13 protein-coding genes are annotated in these 13,192 nt (G+C 72.8%); 5 read left to right on the top strand and 8 right to left on the bottom strand.

Annotated features, from left to right (window positions below; genetic code table 11):
- Positions 1–9 precede the first annotated feature (9 nt).
- Entirely contained in the window at positions 10–2,532 is a 2,523-nt protein-coding gene (locus G3I78_RS32645) for a helicase-associated domain-containing protein (RefSeq protein ID WP_164431289.1), read from the bottom strand.
- Positions 2,533–2,697: 165 nt separating this feature from the next.
- On the opposite strand from G3I78_RS32645, the gene G3I78_RS32640 reads away from it, so the two are divergent.
- Both G3I78_RS32640 and G3I78_RS32635 read left to right on the top strand, forming a co-directional pair.
- A complete protein-coding gene (locus G3I78_RS32640) occupies positions 2,698–3,816 on the top strand; it encodes a hypothetical protein (RefSeq protein ID WP_164431287.1) in 1,119 nt (372 codons plus the stop codon).
- Between the two features lie 97 nt (positions 3,817–3,913).
- Complete coding sequence (locus G3I78_RS32635) at positions 3,914–4,570, top strand: haloacid dehalogenase-like hydrolase (protein ID WP_164431285.1); 657 nt, start codon at positions 3,914–3,916, stop codon at positions 4,568–4,570.
- Here the strand turns inward: G3I78_RS32635 and G3I78_RS32630 are convergent.
- Positions 4,549–4,797, bottom strand: coding sequence for a hypothetical protein (locus G3I78_RS32630; protein ID WP_164431283.1), 249 nt, complete (start codon positions 4,795–4,797; stop codon positions 4,549–4,551). The two genes, G3I78_RS32635 and G3I78_RS32630, sit on opposite strands and share 22 nt — an antisense overlap.
- Before the next feature lie 164 nt (positions 4,798–4,961).
- Between G3I78_RS32630 and G3I78_RS52960 the strand changes: the two genes are divergently transcribed.
- Together G3I78_RS52960 and G3I78_RS32620 are read left to right on the top strand one after the other, a co-directional pair.
- Positions 4,962–5,345 carry a cold-shock protein gene (locus G3I78_RS52960; protein WP_164431281.1) on the top strand — a complete coding sequence of 128 codons (384 nt, stop codon included), beginning with the start codon at positions 4,962–4,964 and terminating at the stop codon, positions 5,343–5,345.
- Positions 5,345–5,791 carry a hypothetical protein gene (locus G3I78_RS32620; protein ID WP_164431279.1) on the top strand — a complete coding sequence of 149 codons (447 nt, stop codon included), beginning with the start codon at positions 5,345–5,347 and terminating at the stop codon, positions 5,789–5,791. Before G3I78_RS52960 ends, G3I78_RS32620 begins: the two co-directional genes overlap by 1 nt.
- A 4-nt stretch (positions 5,792–5,795) precedes the next feature.
- On the opposite strand, the gene G3I78_RS32615 is transcribed toward G3I78_RS32620, so the two are convergent.
- The 4 genes from G3I78_RS32615 to G3I78_RS32600 all read right to left on the bottom strand — a co-directional run bounded on the left by G3I78_RS32615 (position 5,796) and on the right by G3I78_RS32600 (position 9,210).
- On the bottom strand, positions 5,796–6,641 hold the full coding sequence (locus tag G3I78_RS32615; RefSeq protein ID WP_164431277.1) for a 1,4-dihydroxy-6-naphthoate synthase: 846 nt from the start codon (positions 6,639–6,641) through the stop codon (positions 5,796–5,798).
- Positions 6,634–7,281, bottom strand: coding sequence for a futalosine hydrolase (locus tag G3I78_RS32610; RefSeq protein WP_164431275.1), 648 nt, complete (start codon positions 7,279–7,281; stop codon positions 6,634–6,636). Before G3I78_RS32610 ends, G3I78_RS32615 begins: the two co-directional genes overlap by 8 nt.
- Positions 7,282–7,300: 19 nt before the next feature.
- Entirely contained in the window at positions 7,301–7,804 is a 504-nt protein-coding gene (locus G3I78_RS32605; RefSeq protein ID WP_164431273.1) for a hypothetical protein, read from the bottom strand.
- Between the two features lie 62 nt (positions 7,805–7,866).
- The gene (locus G3I78_RS32600; RefSeq protein WP_164431271.1) at positions 7,867–9,210 is read right to left on the bottom strand and encodes an MFS transporter; all 1,344 of its coding nucleotides are present in this window, start codon (positions 9,208–9,210) and stop codon (positions 7,867–7,869) included.
- A gap of 359 nt (positions 9,211–9,569) precedes the next feature.
- On the opposite strand from G3I78_RS32600, the gene G3I78_RS32595 reads away from it, so the two are divergent.
- On the top strand, positions 9,570–10,496 hold the full coding sequence (locus G3I78_RS32595) for a DUF3027 domain-containing protein (protein WP_164431269.1): 927 nt from the start codon (positions 9,570–9,572) through the stop codon (positions 10,494–10,496).
- Positions 10,497–10,600: 104 nt separating this feature from the next.
- Here G3I78_RS32595 and G3I78_RS32590 read toward each other — a convergent pair whose 3' ends face one another.
- Both G3I78_RS32590 and G3I78_RS32585 read right to left on the bottom strand, forming a co-directional pair.
- Positions 10,601–10,960 (bottom strand): DUF6086 family protein, encoded by a 360-nt coding sequence (locus G3I78_RS32590; protein ID WP_164431267.1) that lies wholly within the window; start codon positions 10,958–10,960, stop codon positions 10,601–10,603.
- The coding region (locus G3I78_RS32585; protein WP_203615838.1) for an ALF repeat-containing protein at positions 10,957–13,192 on the bottom strand (2,236 nt) is incomplete at its 5' end. The genes G3I78_RS32590 and G3I78_RS32585, both read right to left, overlap by 4 nt.

Below are 13,192 nucleotides of genomic sequence, written 5' to 3'. Positions count from 1 at the left end.
GGCCCGTCCTCAACCCTCCGCCAGCTCCGCCACCCCCGTCACCCGGTGCAACGGATACGTCCGCACCTCGTCCGCCGTGTGGTCGTACGCCGTCACGAAGCCGCCCTCGACGCGGATGGGGGCGATGACGCGTTGGGTGGCGGAGCCCTCGGCGTTGACGTAGCCGATCCAGAGGGCGTCGCCGGTGAGGACGGCGGCCTGCATGGTGGCGAGGGTGTCGGCGGGGCTGGTGCGGGGGAGTTCGCCGGTGGAGTGCGGGGGCTGGGCGGGGTTCTTGCGGGGGGTCGTGGAGGCGAGGTCGCCCGCGCGGATGGCTCGGATCGCGGCCGAGAGGAGGGTGGCGTCGGGGATCGGGGGGCCGTCGGGGACGGGTTCGGGGGCCGTGCCGGGCGGGGTGCGGTGGGCGTGGGCGCGGGTGATCAGGACGTCGCCCTCCGCGGACTCGGCGGCCGGGGCGAAGCCCATCGCGCGCAGGCCGTCCAGGAGGGTCGCCGGGTCCGCCTGGGCGGCCAGCACCGTGGGGGCCAGGCGGCGCAGCCGCAGACCGCTCGCGCGCTTGTCGGCGAGGATCTCGTTCAGGACGGCGTCGTCGTCGCAGCGGACGTAGGCCGAGGCCGCGCCGACCCGCAGATGGCCGTGCTTGCGGGCCACGTCGTCGATCAGATAGGTCAGCGGCTGCGGGACCGGCGTCCGCGAGTGCGCGGCGAGGAAGGCGTGCAGGTCGGAGGCGGCCTGCCCGGCGTCAAGGGCCCGTCTGACCGACCCCGGCGTGAACCGGTACACCGTCGCCCCGCCCTTCGACTCCACGTCCGCGAGCACCCCGAGCACCTCCGCGAGCGGACGCTCCAGCGGCCCGGGGGCCACCGCGGTCAGGTCGGCCTGGAGCAGGACGTGGTCCAGCGGCTCGGGCAGCAGCGGGGCGAGGAGCCGGGCGGACGCGGCCGACGCGGTGGCCTGCTCGGCGGCGGAGAGGGGTTCCGTGACCGCGGGGCGATGGTGGTGCACGGGCAGCTTGTCGCCGGGGCCCTGCGGTGCGACGGACGCCGTCCTCGGCGCGGTGGCGCCCAGCAGCGCCCGCCCGTGCCCCGACAGCGCCCCCCGCCCCGTCACCCCCAGCAGCTCCGCCTCGTTCAGCGTCCACTCGGCGAGCCGGGACCGCAGGTCGTCCTCGCGCTGCGGCCCCCGCAGCGGACGTTCCCAGCGCAGCCGGGTCAGGACCGACGCGGCCGACGGGGACGTGCCCTCCGGCAGGCCCGCGAGGAGGGTCAGCACCCGGTGTCGTACCTCTGGCGCCGCGCTGCGGTCGAGGCCGGGGCCGAGCGCCGAGAGGGTGCGGTCCTTCGCGTCGCGCCCGCCGACCACGCCCGCCACCCGCGTCGCCGTCAGCCACGCCTCCGCGAGCCGCGCCCAGCGCTGGGCGGCGGGCTGCTCCAGCCACTCGTCGTGGGCCGGGGTCGCGGCGTACCGCTCGTCGGCCTCGCCGTCGGAGGCGATCAGGCCCGCCGCGTAGGCCAGTTCCACCCAGAACGCGGCCACCGGTTCCGCCACGTCCAGCGCCACGGCCGTGCGCTTGAGGTCGCGGACGCTCAGGCCGCCCGCCCGCAGCACCGCGGGCCCGCCCTCGTCCCAGTCCTTCAGCAGCTCCTCGACGGTCGCGAGCGCGGTGTACGCCTGCCCGGCCGCCGTCGCGTCCACAACCTGTGGACGGTGGCTCGCCGCGGGCTCCACCGCCGGCGCCACCGGCTCCACCGCGCGGTGCGCCCGCCCGCCGCGCAGATGCAGGGCCACCTCCCGGGGGAGTACGACCGTCCCGGGCGTCGTCGGCACCAGCAGCCCCAGGTCCAGGAGCCGCCGCAGATGGGCCGCGGGATCGGCGGTGACCTGTCCGTACGGCGGCCCCCACACCAGCCGCGACAGCACCTCCCGGGACTCCTCCGGCAGCCCCGCGAGCAGCGTCGCCATCCGCTTGCGGTCGGTGAACAGCTCCGTCAGCGAGGCCAGCGCCGACACCGCGTCGTGGGTCGAGCCGAGCCCCGCCGTCGTCACGATGTCCTGGATGCGGCCCGGCGACATCCCCGCCGTCGCCTCCCGCACGGTCGGCCCGAGCCCCGTCGGCGACGGATGCTGCGGCGAGGGCGCGAGCAGCTCACGGGCCGTGCGGACCAGCCGCAGCCGGTCGTCCTCGCCCCACACCAGGGCCTGCTCCCGCAGCGTGCCGAGCGCGCGGGGCAGCGCCGCCGAGACCGCCGGGTCGCCGCCGTCGCCGGTCAGCAGGGCCAGCAACTCGTCGTGCGGCGCCGGGTCCGCCGCCACGGCCAACGCCTCGGCCGTCTGGAGCGCGAAACGGTCCAGCCGCTCCAGCGCCCGCACCACCGACGCCCGCGTCCCGGCCCGGGTCGCGAGCTGGGTGAGGTCCGTCGGCACGGGGGTGATGAGGTCGGGGCGGGCACGCAGGAGCGCGGCCAGGGAGACGTCGTCCCTGGCCCTGAGCGCTTCCGCGAGGGAGCGCGGCGGTACGGCCGGGTTGCTCATCCGACCAACGGTAGCGGGTGCCCTGTGGACGGGTCCCGCACCAGGCGACCGGAGCGCGGCCGCGGATGGGCGAGCCGGCCCGGCACCGGCCCCGTCCCGGCGACACCTGCCTGCGCTAACGTCGTGCCACGGGGTATCCAACGCACCCGCCCCGGAGGGGACTTCGTGGGTATCGAGAGCGACCAGGTCGTCTACGAGTATCTGAGCCGTGTCGGTGACGTCGCGCAGCAGCGGCAGTTGCCGTCGTCCACCCGGATGCGGCTCGTCTCCGAGTTGCGCAACGAGATCGACCGGCGGCGCGCCAAGGCACCGGTGGACTCGCCCGCCGCCGTCCGCAGGATCATCGCCAGGCTGGGCAGCCCCGACGACGTGGTCACCGCCGCGGGCGGCACGGCGGGCGGCGCCGCGCAGACGCCGGTGGTCTCCATGCCCGTACAGCGGGACCGCGAGTCGGAGGAGGCGGCGGAGCGGCGCGGCAGGGGCGCGCGGGAGGAGCACGACTGGCGCGGGGCGGGCACGGGGGCGGACGGTGAGCGGCGCTGGAAGGGGCTGCGGAAGGTCGTACCGGGTCCGCGTCCCGCCGACGCCCCGCCGCCGGGTCCCGCCGACGCGTCCGCGGGACCCCACCAGGCCGGTCTGAACGAACTCGGCGACAGCGCCTCGCAGCCCGACTGGTGGCGGGTGGACAGCAGCCCCTTCGGGGTCGGCGACAGCGTGCCGGGTTTCGTCGGCGGGGTGGAGATCCCGGAGCTGCTGAAGCCGCCGCCGAAGGAGAAGCCGGAGCCGGAGCCGACGGTGGAGAAGGCGGAGGCCGAGGAGACCGAGCAGGCGGAGGCACCGGCGAAGACGCGCGCGTCGGCCTGGTGGAAGCCCAGGGCCGTGCCCAAGCCGGCGCCCGCCGCCCCGGCCCGCCGCCTCTTCCGCGGCCCGCGAGCCCCTGTCGCCGGCGGCTGGAGCAACCCCCTCCTCCTGCTGGCCGCCGCCCTCCTCGTCACCGGCGCCGTCCTCGGCAACCTCCTCGTCCTCCTCGTCGGCTGGCTCATCGCCTGGGCCTCCCGCCGCCTCTCCGACGCCGAGACCAAGTGGGCCGTCGTCTTCCTCCCCACCCTGGCCCTCACCGCCGGCCTCGTCTGGCTCTGGGGCCGCAACGAGGGCCGCTGGGGCGAGCCCATCACCAAGGGCCACATGAACGACGCGATCGCCGAGACCTGGCCGTGGGTGGTGCGGGGGGCGGCCGTGGCATCGGCACTCTTCTTGGTGTGGCGGTCACAGCGGCGGCGGTAGACGGGGAGGACCTGTCCGGGTTGGGCTGGGAGGAGCCGTCGCCCGCCGCCGAAAACCCGGTGTCTGCCCACCCAGCCCCCCGGGCACAATGACCCATATGGCCTCTACAAGCATCTCCGCCCCCACCCCCGCCCCGACCGTCGGCTTCGATCTCGACATGACGCTCATCGACTCCCGGCCGGGCATCCGCGCCTGCTGGGTGGAGTTGTCGGAGCGGACGGGGACGTATGTCGATGCCGACCTCGTGGTCACGCGGCTGGGGCCGCCGTTGGCGGAGGAGATGGCGTACTGGTTCGCGGCGGAGGAGATTCCGGCGGTGTCGGATCTGTACCGCGAGCTCTACCCGTCGTACGCCATCGACGGCACCCTCGCGATGCCCGGCGCCCGTGAGGCGATCGAGGCCGTGCAGGCGGCCGGTGGGCGGGCGATCGTCGTGACGGCCAAGTGGGAGCCCAACGCCAGGCTGCACATGAAGCACCTCGGCATGGCGCCGGACGCGGTGATCGGCAACCTGTGGGCCGAGCAGAAGGCCGAGGCGCTGCGCGAGCACGGCGCGAGCGTGTACGTCGGCGACCACGTCGGAGACGTCCGCGGGGCGCGGGTCGCCGAGGCGTTCTCCGTCGCCGTGACGACCGGCCCGTGCAGCGCCGCGGAACTGGGCGAGGCCGGGGCGGATGTGGTTCTCGCCGATCTCACGGAGTTCCCGGGGTGGTTTTCGGACTACCGTCCGGACTACCTTCCGGCCCGCGCCTGACGCCTTCCGGCCGCGACCGATTGCAGCACTCCCGCACCGGCCACCACGAACCCGACGGCCATGAGCATGCTCAATCCGAACATGTACGTCGGAAAAGGCGTCGTTCCGAGCAGGAACGGTGCCACGGTGACGAGAGTGACCACGGCGCCGATGAAGAAGACGATGGCTCCGGCACGGATCAGTCGGTCACCGGGAGCGGCGGAATTCGTTTGGGTTTTGTCACGCACCGGACCAGGGTAGTTCCCTGCCCGAAGGAACAACCGGGCGACGTCTTGTCACCGGCCTGAAGACCATTAGCCTTGGTACCGGCGGGTCCCGACGACCCGCCCGAGTGCTATCAAGAGCCGTTTCCAGAAGCAGTTTTCCGACGAGTACGAGGACGAGGACAGACGTGCCTACCGGCAAGGTCAAGTGGTTCAACAGCGAGAAGGGCTTCGGCTTTCTCTCCCGCGACGACGGCGGTGACGTCTTCGTCCATTCCTCGGTCCTCCCCGCCGGAGTCGAGAGCCTGAAGCCCGGGCAGCGGGTGGAGTTCGGCGTGGTCGCGGGACAACGCGGTGACCAGGCCCTTTCGGTGACCCTCCTGGAGCCCGCGCCCTCGGTCGCGGCGGCCCAGCGCAAGAAGCCGGACGAACTGGCCTCCATCGTCCAGGACCTGACGACCCTCCTCGAGAACATCACGCCGATGCTGGAGCGCGGCCGCTACCCCGACAAGGTCGCCGGCAAGAAGATCGCCGGCCTGCTGCGCGCGGTCGCCGACCAACTAGACGTGTAGTGACGGAGATTCCGACCGGGGCGCCGTCGCCCCCACTGCCGGAGCGGATCAGGCGGCAGCGCAGGCACACCCTGGAACTGCTCACCGTCTGCGCCGTCGGCCTCGTCCCCTGGACGATCCTGCTGGCCTTCACGCTGCCCAGCGGCTACACCGTCCGCCAGTGGCGTACCACCTGGGTCGGCTTCGACGTCCTGCTCCTGCTCGCGATGGCCGCCACGGCCGTACTCGGCTGGCGCCGCCACCGCGCGGTGGTCGTGGCGGCGGTGGCGACCGGCGCCCTCCTGGTCTGCGACGCCTGGTTCGACGTGTCGCTGGCCCTGGGCACCCCGCAGGTGTGGTGGTCGGCGGCGCTCGCGGTCTGTGTCGAACTCCCGTTGGCGGGCTTCCTGATCCACAGGGTGCTCGGAATGCTCAGGCTGGCCCAGTGGCCGGGCGCCCCGCGCTGAACCCTCAGGCGAACGACAGGGCGTCGGGCCCCAGCGCGGGTACGAGCCCTTCCGCCGCCGCCCGCGTCAACAGCCCCCGGATCGCCGCGTATCCGTCCTCGCCCAGATCCGCGGTGAACTCGTTGACGTACAGACCGATGTGCTGGTCGGCCACCGCGGGATCCATCTCCTGCGCATGCGCCATGACATAGGGCCGCGAAACCTCGGGCTCGTCCCAAGCCGCCCGCACGGACGCACGGATGGACTCGGAGAGCAGGGTCAGCCTCTCCGCACCCAGCGACCGCTTGGCGATGATCGCCCCCAGCGGAATCGGCAGCCCGGTGGTCGCCTCCCAGTGCTCCCCCATGTCCGCCAGCTTGTGCAGCCCGTAGTTCTGATAAGTGAACCGGGCCTCATGGATCACGAGCCCCGCGTCGACCCGTCCGTCCCGCACCGCGGGCATGATCTCGTGGAACGGCAGCACCACGATCTCCCCGACCCCGCCGGGCAGGGTGTCCGCCGCCCAGAGCCGGAACAGCAGATACGCGGTCGACCTCTCGGACGGCACGGCGACGGTACGCCCGGCGAGATCCACCCCGGCCTCCCGCGTGAGCACCAGCGGCCCGCAGCCCCGCCCCAGCGCACCCCCGCACGGCAGCAGCGCGTACTCGTCGAGGACGTACGGCAGCACGGCGTACGACACCTTCAGCACATCGAACTCACCGCGCTCCGCCATCCCGTTGGTGACGTCGATGTCCGCGAAGGTCACGTCCAGCGAGGGCGCCCCGGGCACCCGCCCGTGGGCGAGCGCGTCGAAGACGAAGGTGTCGTTGGGGCAGGGGGAGTACGCGATCTGCAAGGGCTCAGTCATGCTGCTTCCAACTCTCCAGTACGGGCACAAGCTTCCCGAACCCCGCCGTGAGGGCCGAGAGCGCGTCGCCGATGCGCCACGCGGCCCGGTCGCGCGGACCGACCGGGTTGGAGACGGCACGGACCTCCAGCACCGGCACCCCGTGCGCCCCAGCCGCCTCGGCGACCCCGAAGCCCTCCATGGCCTCGGCGAGGGCGCTGGGGTGCCGTTCCCGCAGGAGGGCGGCGCGGGCGGCCGTACCGGTCACCGTGGAGACGGTGAGCACGGCCCCGGCCAGGCCCCCGGTCGCGGCCACGGCGTCCCGTACGAGTGCTTCGGGCGGACGGTGGGTGACGGTCCCGAACCCCAGCTCGGTGACCGGCAGGAACCCGTCGGCGGTCTCGGCCCCGAGGTCGGCGGCGGTGATCTCGTCGGCGACGACCAGCGAGCCGACCGGCGCGTGGGGCAGGAACCCGCCGGCGATCCCGGCGGAGACGACGAGGCCGTAGGAGGCGGCGGCGAGGGCCGCGGCGGTACGGGCGGCGGCCCGCGCGGGCCCGACCCCCACGGCGAGGACGTCGACGGAGGCCGCGGTGCCCTCGAACGCACGGGCCACCGCGTCCCGTTCGACGGGGACCGCGGTGGCCACGAGGATGCGCATCAGGTACGGCTCCGACGGATCAGTAGTCCGCGTTCTCCAGCTTGAAGTTCCAGACGCCCTTGTGTTCCTTGCTCTGCCCGGACGTGGACTTGTCCTGCTCGACGATGCTGATGTACAGCGTCTTCTGCGGGGCCTGGCCCTGCTGCTGGGCGAAGAGGTCGACGCCGTCGAAGGCGTAGTACGTCTTCTTGTAGGCGTACGTCATCTGCTGGCCGTTGATCCACAGCGCCCAGCCGGTGTCCGCGACCTCGGGGTCGACGCCGACGCGCAGGGTCTCGCTCTGGTTGACCTTGATCGTCTTGGCGTCGCCCTTCTCCAGGGCGCACTTGGCGGCCTTGGCCTGACCGAGGTCCTTGCCGTCGTCGTAGCAGGTGGCCTCGGAGCTCACCGAGGTCGAACCGACCGTGACGGTGACGCGCGGCGTCGGCTTGTCGCAGGCCGACAGGACGAGCAGTCCGGCGGAAACGAGGCCGGCGGCGGCGACGGCGCGGCGGCGTCGCACTACGGATTGCAGCGTGGTCATGGCGGAAGGCTATCGGGCGGGTACAGCAGTCTCTTTATGCGGGGTACGGCGTGCCCTGTTCGTTACGCCACTCGCGCCCTGGAGCTGCCGCCGTGGCGGGACGAGCTGAGCAGCCCCTTCGCGGTGGCCAGCCAGCCGACCGCGACCACCGCGGCGGCCACGGACAGGCCGAGATAGCCGTTGAGCGGCATCACGATGCCGACCGCGCCGCCGAACACCCAGGACACCTGGAGGAGGGTCTCGGAGCGGGCGAAGGCCGAGGTGCGGACCAGTTCGGGCACGTCCCGCTGGATCAGCGCGTCCAGGGACAGCTTGGACAGGGCCTGCGCGAACCCGGCGCAGGCCGCCAGGCAGGCCACCAGGAGGGCCCCGAAGAAGATCGCGGCGGTGATCGCGGCGCCCAGCACGAACGCCACCACCGTCAGGATGATGATCTCCGGCGCCCTGGACCGCAGCCAGGCCCCGACCGCCGTACCCAGCGCGTTGCCCGCGCCCGCCGACACCGCCACCAGCCCCAGCGACACGGCCGCGCTCTCGCCGGTCAGGGGGTGTTCGCGCAGCAGGAAGGCGAGGAAGAAGGTGAGGAAGCCGGAGAGCCAGCGCAGGGCCGCGTTGGCGCCCAGGGCGTGGGTGACAGCGGTGCCGACCGTGCGCAGCCCGGGCCGCTTGACCGGCTTGAGGTGCGGTCCGTGCAGATGCTCCTCGTCGGCGGCGAGCAGCGCCACGTCCTCGCCCTTGGCCGAGTCGACCTTCGGCGGCAGCGAGAACGACAGGAACGTACCGGCGACGAAGATCACGAAGGCGCCGTAGAGCGGCCAGCTCGGTCCGACGGCCTGGAGCCCCGCGCCGACGGGCGCGGCGATGCCGGTGGCCAGGAGGCCGCCGAGGGTGACGCGGGAATTGGCCTTGACGAGGGAGAAGCGCGGTGGGAGCAGCCGGGGCACGACCGCGCTTCTGACCACGCCGTACGCCTTCGAGGCCACCAGTACGCCCAGGGCGGCCGGATACAGCTCCAGGCTGCCCGTGGCGACCGCCCCGGAGATGATCAGCGCGAGCAGGGCGCGGGCGAGCATGGCGCCCGCCATGGCGGCCCTGCGGCCGTGCGGGAGGCGGTCCAGGAGCGGGCCGATCACCGGCGCGAGGACGGTGAAGGGCGCCATGGTGATCGCGAGGTAGAGCGCGACGCGGCCCCGGGCCTCGTCGGTCGGCACCGAGAAGAACACGGTGGAGGCGAGGGCGACGGTGATCATGACGTCACCCGCGCCGTTGACGGCATGCAGTTCGATCAGCTTGCCGAGGCCCGACTCGCCCGCTCCGTGGGCGTGGGTCGCCTTGCGGATGCCGCGGGCCGTACCGGTGAACGGGAAGTGCAGGGCACGCCCGACGGCACGGACGGGTCCGGTCATCCGGCCCGAACCGCCACCGATCCCAGTGGCTCCCTGGGGTGTCCTTGCGGCTGCCACCCCGTCATAGTGCCCCGAGAAAGCTGTGAGTAGTGCGGTTACCGCGCGTTGGACCACATATGAAGTCACGATCCATCACGTCGGTGTAGGCCAAGCGGCAGCGAACAGGTAGCGTGCGTAGCGCGCCGTGGCGAACGTTCTCGGCCGCGCGCCTCTCGGTCATCCCGCAGAATGGATGGGAGCAGGTGCGCCCGAGCGCGATCGGGCGCGGACGTCGACGCGGCCCTTCGGTCCGCTCCGTCCGCATCCGCCGCCTTCAGGCCGGCGCACCCGAGTGACGGCGTAGGAGAGAAGCGATACCTGTGAGCGCAGCGACAACGCGAAGCCGCACCCCCGACCGCCAGTGCGCCGAGGCCGTCGACCTCGCCCGCGCCGCAGCCGAGGAGGCCGCCGCGCCCGGTGTGGTGGGTGAGCACGCGGGCCTGGTCTCCGAGGGCGATCGTGTCGTCACGCACTACTTCGAGTGCAAGGAACTCGGGTACCGGGGCTGGCGCTGGGCCGTCACGGTCGCCCGCGCCTCCCGCGCGAAGATCGTCACCCTGGACGAGGTCGTGCTGCTGCCCGGCTCGGACGCGCTCCTGGCCCCCGAGTGGGTGCCGTGGAGCGAGCGGCTGCGCCCCGGCGACATGGGACCCGGCGATCTCCTGCCCACCGACGCCGAGGACCTGCGGCTGGAGCCGGGCTACTCCGGCGAGGACGAACCCCTGCCGAGCGCGCCGGTCTCCGAGGAGATGGCGGAGCTGGTCGAGGCGGAGGACGCGGAGCTCACCGCGGGCACCCCGTCCCACCTCCCGATGGTCCCGTCCCGCGGCTCGATCGCCGCGGTCGCCGAGGAACTCGGCATGCGCCGCGCCCGGGTCCTGTCCCGCTACGGCCTCCATGTCGCCGCCGACCGCTGGGAGGAGTCCTTCGGCTCGAAGACCCCCATGGCCCAGGCGGCCCCGGCGTCCTGCGTCAGCTGCGGCTTCCTGGTCCCCCTCGGCGGCTCCCTCGGCCAGGCCTTCGGCCTCTGCGCCAACGAGTTCGCCCCCGCGGACGGCCGCGTCGTCTCCCTCTCCTACGGCTGCGGCGGCCACTCGGAGGCGGCCGTCATGCCCAAACCGCCTCAGCCGGCCCCACCGGTGATCGACGAGACCAGAGTGGACCCCTTCCCCCTGCGGCCGTCACCGGACTCGGGGTCGGTACCGGAGGCGGCGGACGAGGTCGCGGCGGAGTTGGGGCACTCGTAGCGACGTGAGGACTTCGTCGGGATCCGGCGAAATCCGAATGTAAAAGGCCGCCCACCGGTGGAATTCCGGTGGGCGGCCTTTTCGCCGTTCTACGACGCCATGTTCTACGACGCCATGGAGCGGGCCAGGTCGGACTTCGCCTCGTTCAGGGGCGCCGTGTCCTCGGGGCGCAGCTCGATGGTGCCGTCCGTCCGGTCCAGGAGTACGAGCGACGTGATGAGCAGACCGTGCGCCAGTTCTCGCAGGACCTCATTCGAGGTGGCCGTGTAGAGGCCGTACAGACGCTCGACGAAGACCTGGAAAAGCTCGCGATCCACCGCGCAGCCACCCTGGGGTGTCGGCGTCAGCCCGGACGGCACGTCGAGGAATCGGGCTGCTCCCGGAACCAGGGAGGCATACAGCTTTCCGCTGTGATAGCCCGCGTCCCAGATCGTCTCGTCGCCGTACTCGAAGGGATAACTCAATCCGCGATCTCCAGTCTGAGGTCGAGATCCGGGTAGGCCTGCCTGAGTTCGGCGAACCGCTCCTGCAGAGCCGCCCGGAAACGCGAGTCCATTCCTGACGTCGTGAACCGGAAGCCGATCGGTGCGCTCTCGTAGCCGGGAAGCAGTGCACGGCACTTCAGGTAGTTGGCCAGCTTCAGGTCGACGTGCTTGTCCAGCCACGAGGCGTCAGCGTAGATGGCCGACTTGAGTTCCCACATCACACCGTTCTCGAAGAGGTCGATGTCGGTGATGATGTTGCCTGTGTCAGGGTCGTAGACCTTGTGGTCGATGGCGCCTTCGAGGCAGCCGGAGACACCGCCGTCCGCCGCCTGCGCCGCCACCGTGAACGCCGCGGTCCGCACCGACGACTTGCTGACGGCCTTGCAGCCGCGCTTGAGGAGCTTCAGCTCGTCGTAGGCCCGGTCAAGGATCTTCAGCTTGCCGCTGAGGACGCCCACCGCGAGGCCGCTGCAACTGTCGAAGTCCTTCTCGCGCAGGCACTCCTCCAGATCGCCGATGCCGAGGAGTTCCTTCTCGATGTTCCAGATCATCTCCGCCGCGTCGCTGAACTCGTCGGCGTGCGCGAGGAGGGAGCAGTAGACCTGTTTGTGCTGGCACCAGCGGGCGAAGTCCACCGGGTCGCAGGGCAGGATCGACTGCTGGCAGCGGTACAGCTCGGCCGGCGTCATGCCCTGGTTCTCGCCCGCCTCCTTGGCGGCGACGGCGGCCTTGCGGCGCTCCTCCTCCTCTTCGCGGAACTTGGCGACCGCGGCGATGAAGGCCTTGGTGGACGCTTCCAGCGCCGCGTCCGCGTCCTTGCCCGCCGCGATCTCCGACTTGCGCGCCTCCTCGGCGTAGTAGGCCGCGGTGGACGCCGAGGCCTGGGCCTGCTCGGCGGAGACGGTCGCGTCGGCCGCCGACCTCGCGGCCCTGGAGGCGGCGGTGTTCGCGCTGTCCGCAGCGCTGCGTGCCGTCTTCGCGGAGGCGGCGGCCTCGGCGGCGGACGCCTCGGCCTGGTCGGCGTACTGGTCGGCCTGGTCGGCGTACTCCTGGGCCTTGCCCATGGACTCGTTCGCCTTCTTCGCCCAGTCCGCGGCCTCGGCGGCGGCGTTGCGGGCGGTGGCGGCGACCTTCTGCGCGGTGGCGGCGTTCTGCTGGGCGGTGGCCGCGACCTTCGCCGCGTCCGCGATCAGCTTCCGCACCTGGGACACATGGGTGGCGGTGAGGTTGTCCTTGCGCAGCGCCTTGTACTGCCCGGACACCACGAAGGCGTGCAGGGCGTCCGGCGAACCGGCCAGCGCGACCCGGGCCGCCGACTTCACCTCGGGGGTGCCGCTGTCGACCAGCTGCGCCGCCCTGACCCGCTCGTCCTGGGTACGGGCCTCGCTCCGGGTGGTGGACAGGAACTCGCTGTATTTCTTCGGGTCGCCGGTGGCCAGCGCGGCCCGGCCGGCCTCGGCGAGCACCGGTCCGGCACCGTCGATGACCTTGGCGATGTCGACGCGCATGCCCTCGGCCCCGGCCTGGAACCGGCCGTTCGCGACGAACGCGCTCACCGCGGCGGCGTCACCGTCCAGTGCGGCCTCGGCCGCGTCGCGCACCGCCTTGTCCGAGCTCTCCTCGGCGAGCCGCTCGACGTAGGAGCGCTCGTCCTGCTGGGCGGCGGTCGGCCAGCCGTTGCGGAGGTAGTCGAGGACGACCTCGTCCGGGCCCGCCAGCGCGGCCTCGGCGGCGGAACGGCCCCAGGCCGTGCCGTTCTTCATCGTCAGCAGGGCGAGGTCACGGCCCTGCTCGGCGACGGCCGGGAGGTCGGCGCCGGACGCGTCCGCCGCGGCGACCAGGCGGTCCCGCTCGGCGTCCCGGTCCTCGACGGCCTGCTCCAGCTCGGCCTGTTCCGCGACCTGGGCGTCGTACTCGGTCTTGTCCTGCTCGGCCCGTTCGATGCCCGCGTTGGTGCGGCCGAGCAGTTCCTCGGCCTCGACCTCACGGGCGAGTTCGAAGACCTGCTGGGCCTTGGCGACGGCGGCGGTGGCGGCGTTCGCGGCCGTGGTCGCCGCGTTCGCGTGCTCCGTCGAGCGCGTCGCCGCCTGCGCGGCCTCGCCGGCGTGCTCGGCCGCTTCGAGGGCGGCGTCACCGGCGTTCTTCGCGTGGGTGGCAGCTGATCTGGCGGCGTCCCGGGCCTCACGGGCCGCGGCGGCGGCCTTGCGGGCC

The sequence above is a fragment of the Streptomyces sp. SID13726 genome (assembly GCF_010548375.1).
In the GTDB taxonomy this organism is placed as follows: domain Bacteria; phylum Actinomycetota; class Actinomycetes; order Streptomycetales; family Streptomycetaceae; genus Streptomyces.
The sequence above is the reverse complement of the archived record's forward strand: the minus strand, read 5'-3'. Positions and strand labels throughout refer to the sequence as shown.

What these genes read in the sequence shown, in the direction of transcription:
- G3I78_RS32635 (WP_164431285.1), top strand. Translation starts at nt 3,914, where the DNA reads ATGGCCTCTACAAGCATCTCCGCCCCCACCCCCGCCCCGACCGTCGGC.
- G3I78_RS32615 (WP_164431277.1), bottom strand. Translation starts at nt 6,641, where the DNA reads ATGACTGAGCCCTTGCAGATCGCGTACTCCCCCTGCCCCAACGACACC.
- G3I78_RS32610 (WP_164431275.1), bottom strand. Translation starts at nt 7,281, where the DNA reads ATGCGCATCCTCGTGGCCACCGCGGTCCCCGTCGAACGGGACGCGGTG.
- G3I78_RS32600 (WP_164431271.1), bottom strand. Translation starts at nt 9,210, where the DNA reads ATGACCGGACCCGTCCGTGCCGTCGGGCGTGCCCTGCACTTCCCGTTC.
- G3I78_RS32605 (WP_164431273.1), bottom strand. Translation starts at nt 7,804, where the DNA reads ATGACCACGCTGCAATCCGTAGTGCGACGCCGCCGCGCCGTCGCCGCC.
- G3I78_RS32645 (WP_164431289.1), bottom strand. Translation starts at nt 2,532, where the DNA reads ATGAGCAACCCGGCCGTACCGCCGCGCTCCCTCGCGGAAGCGCTCAGG.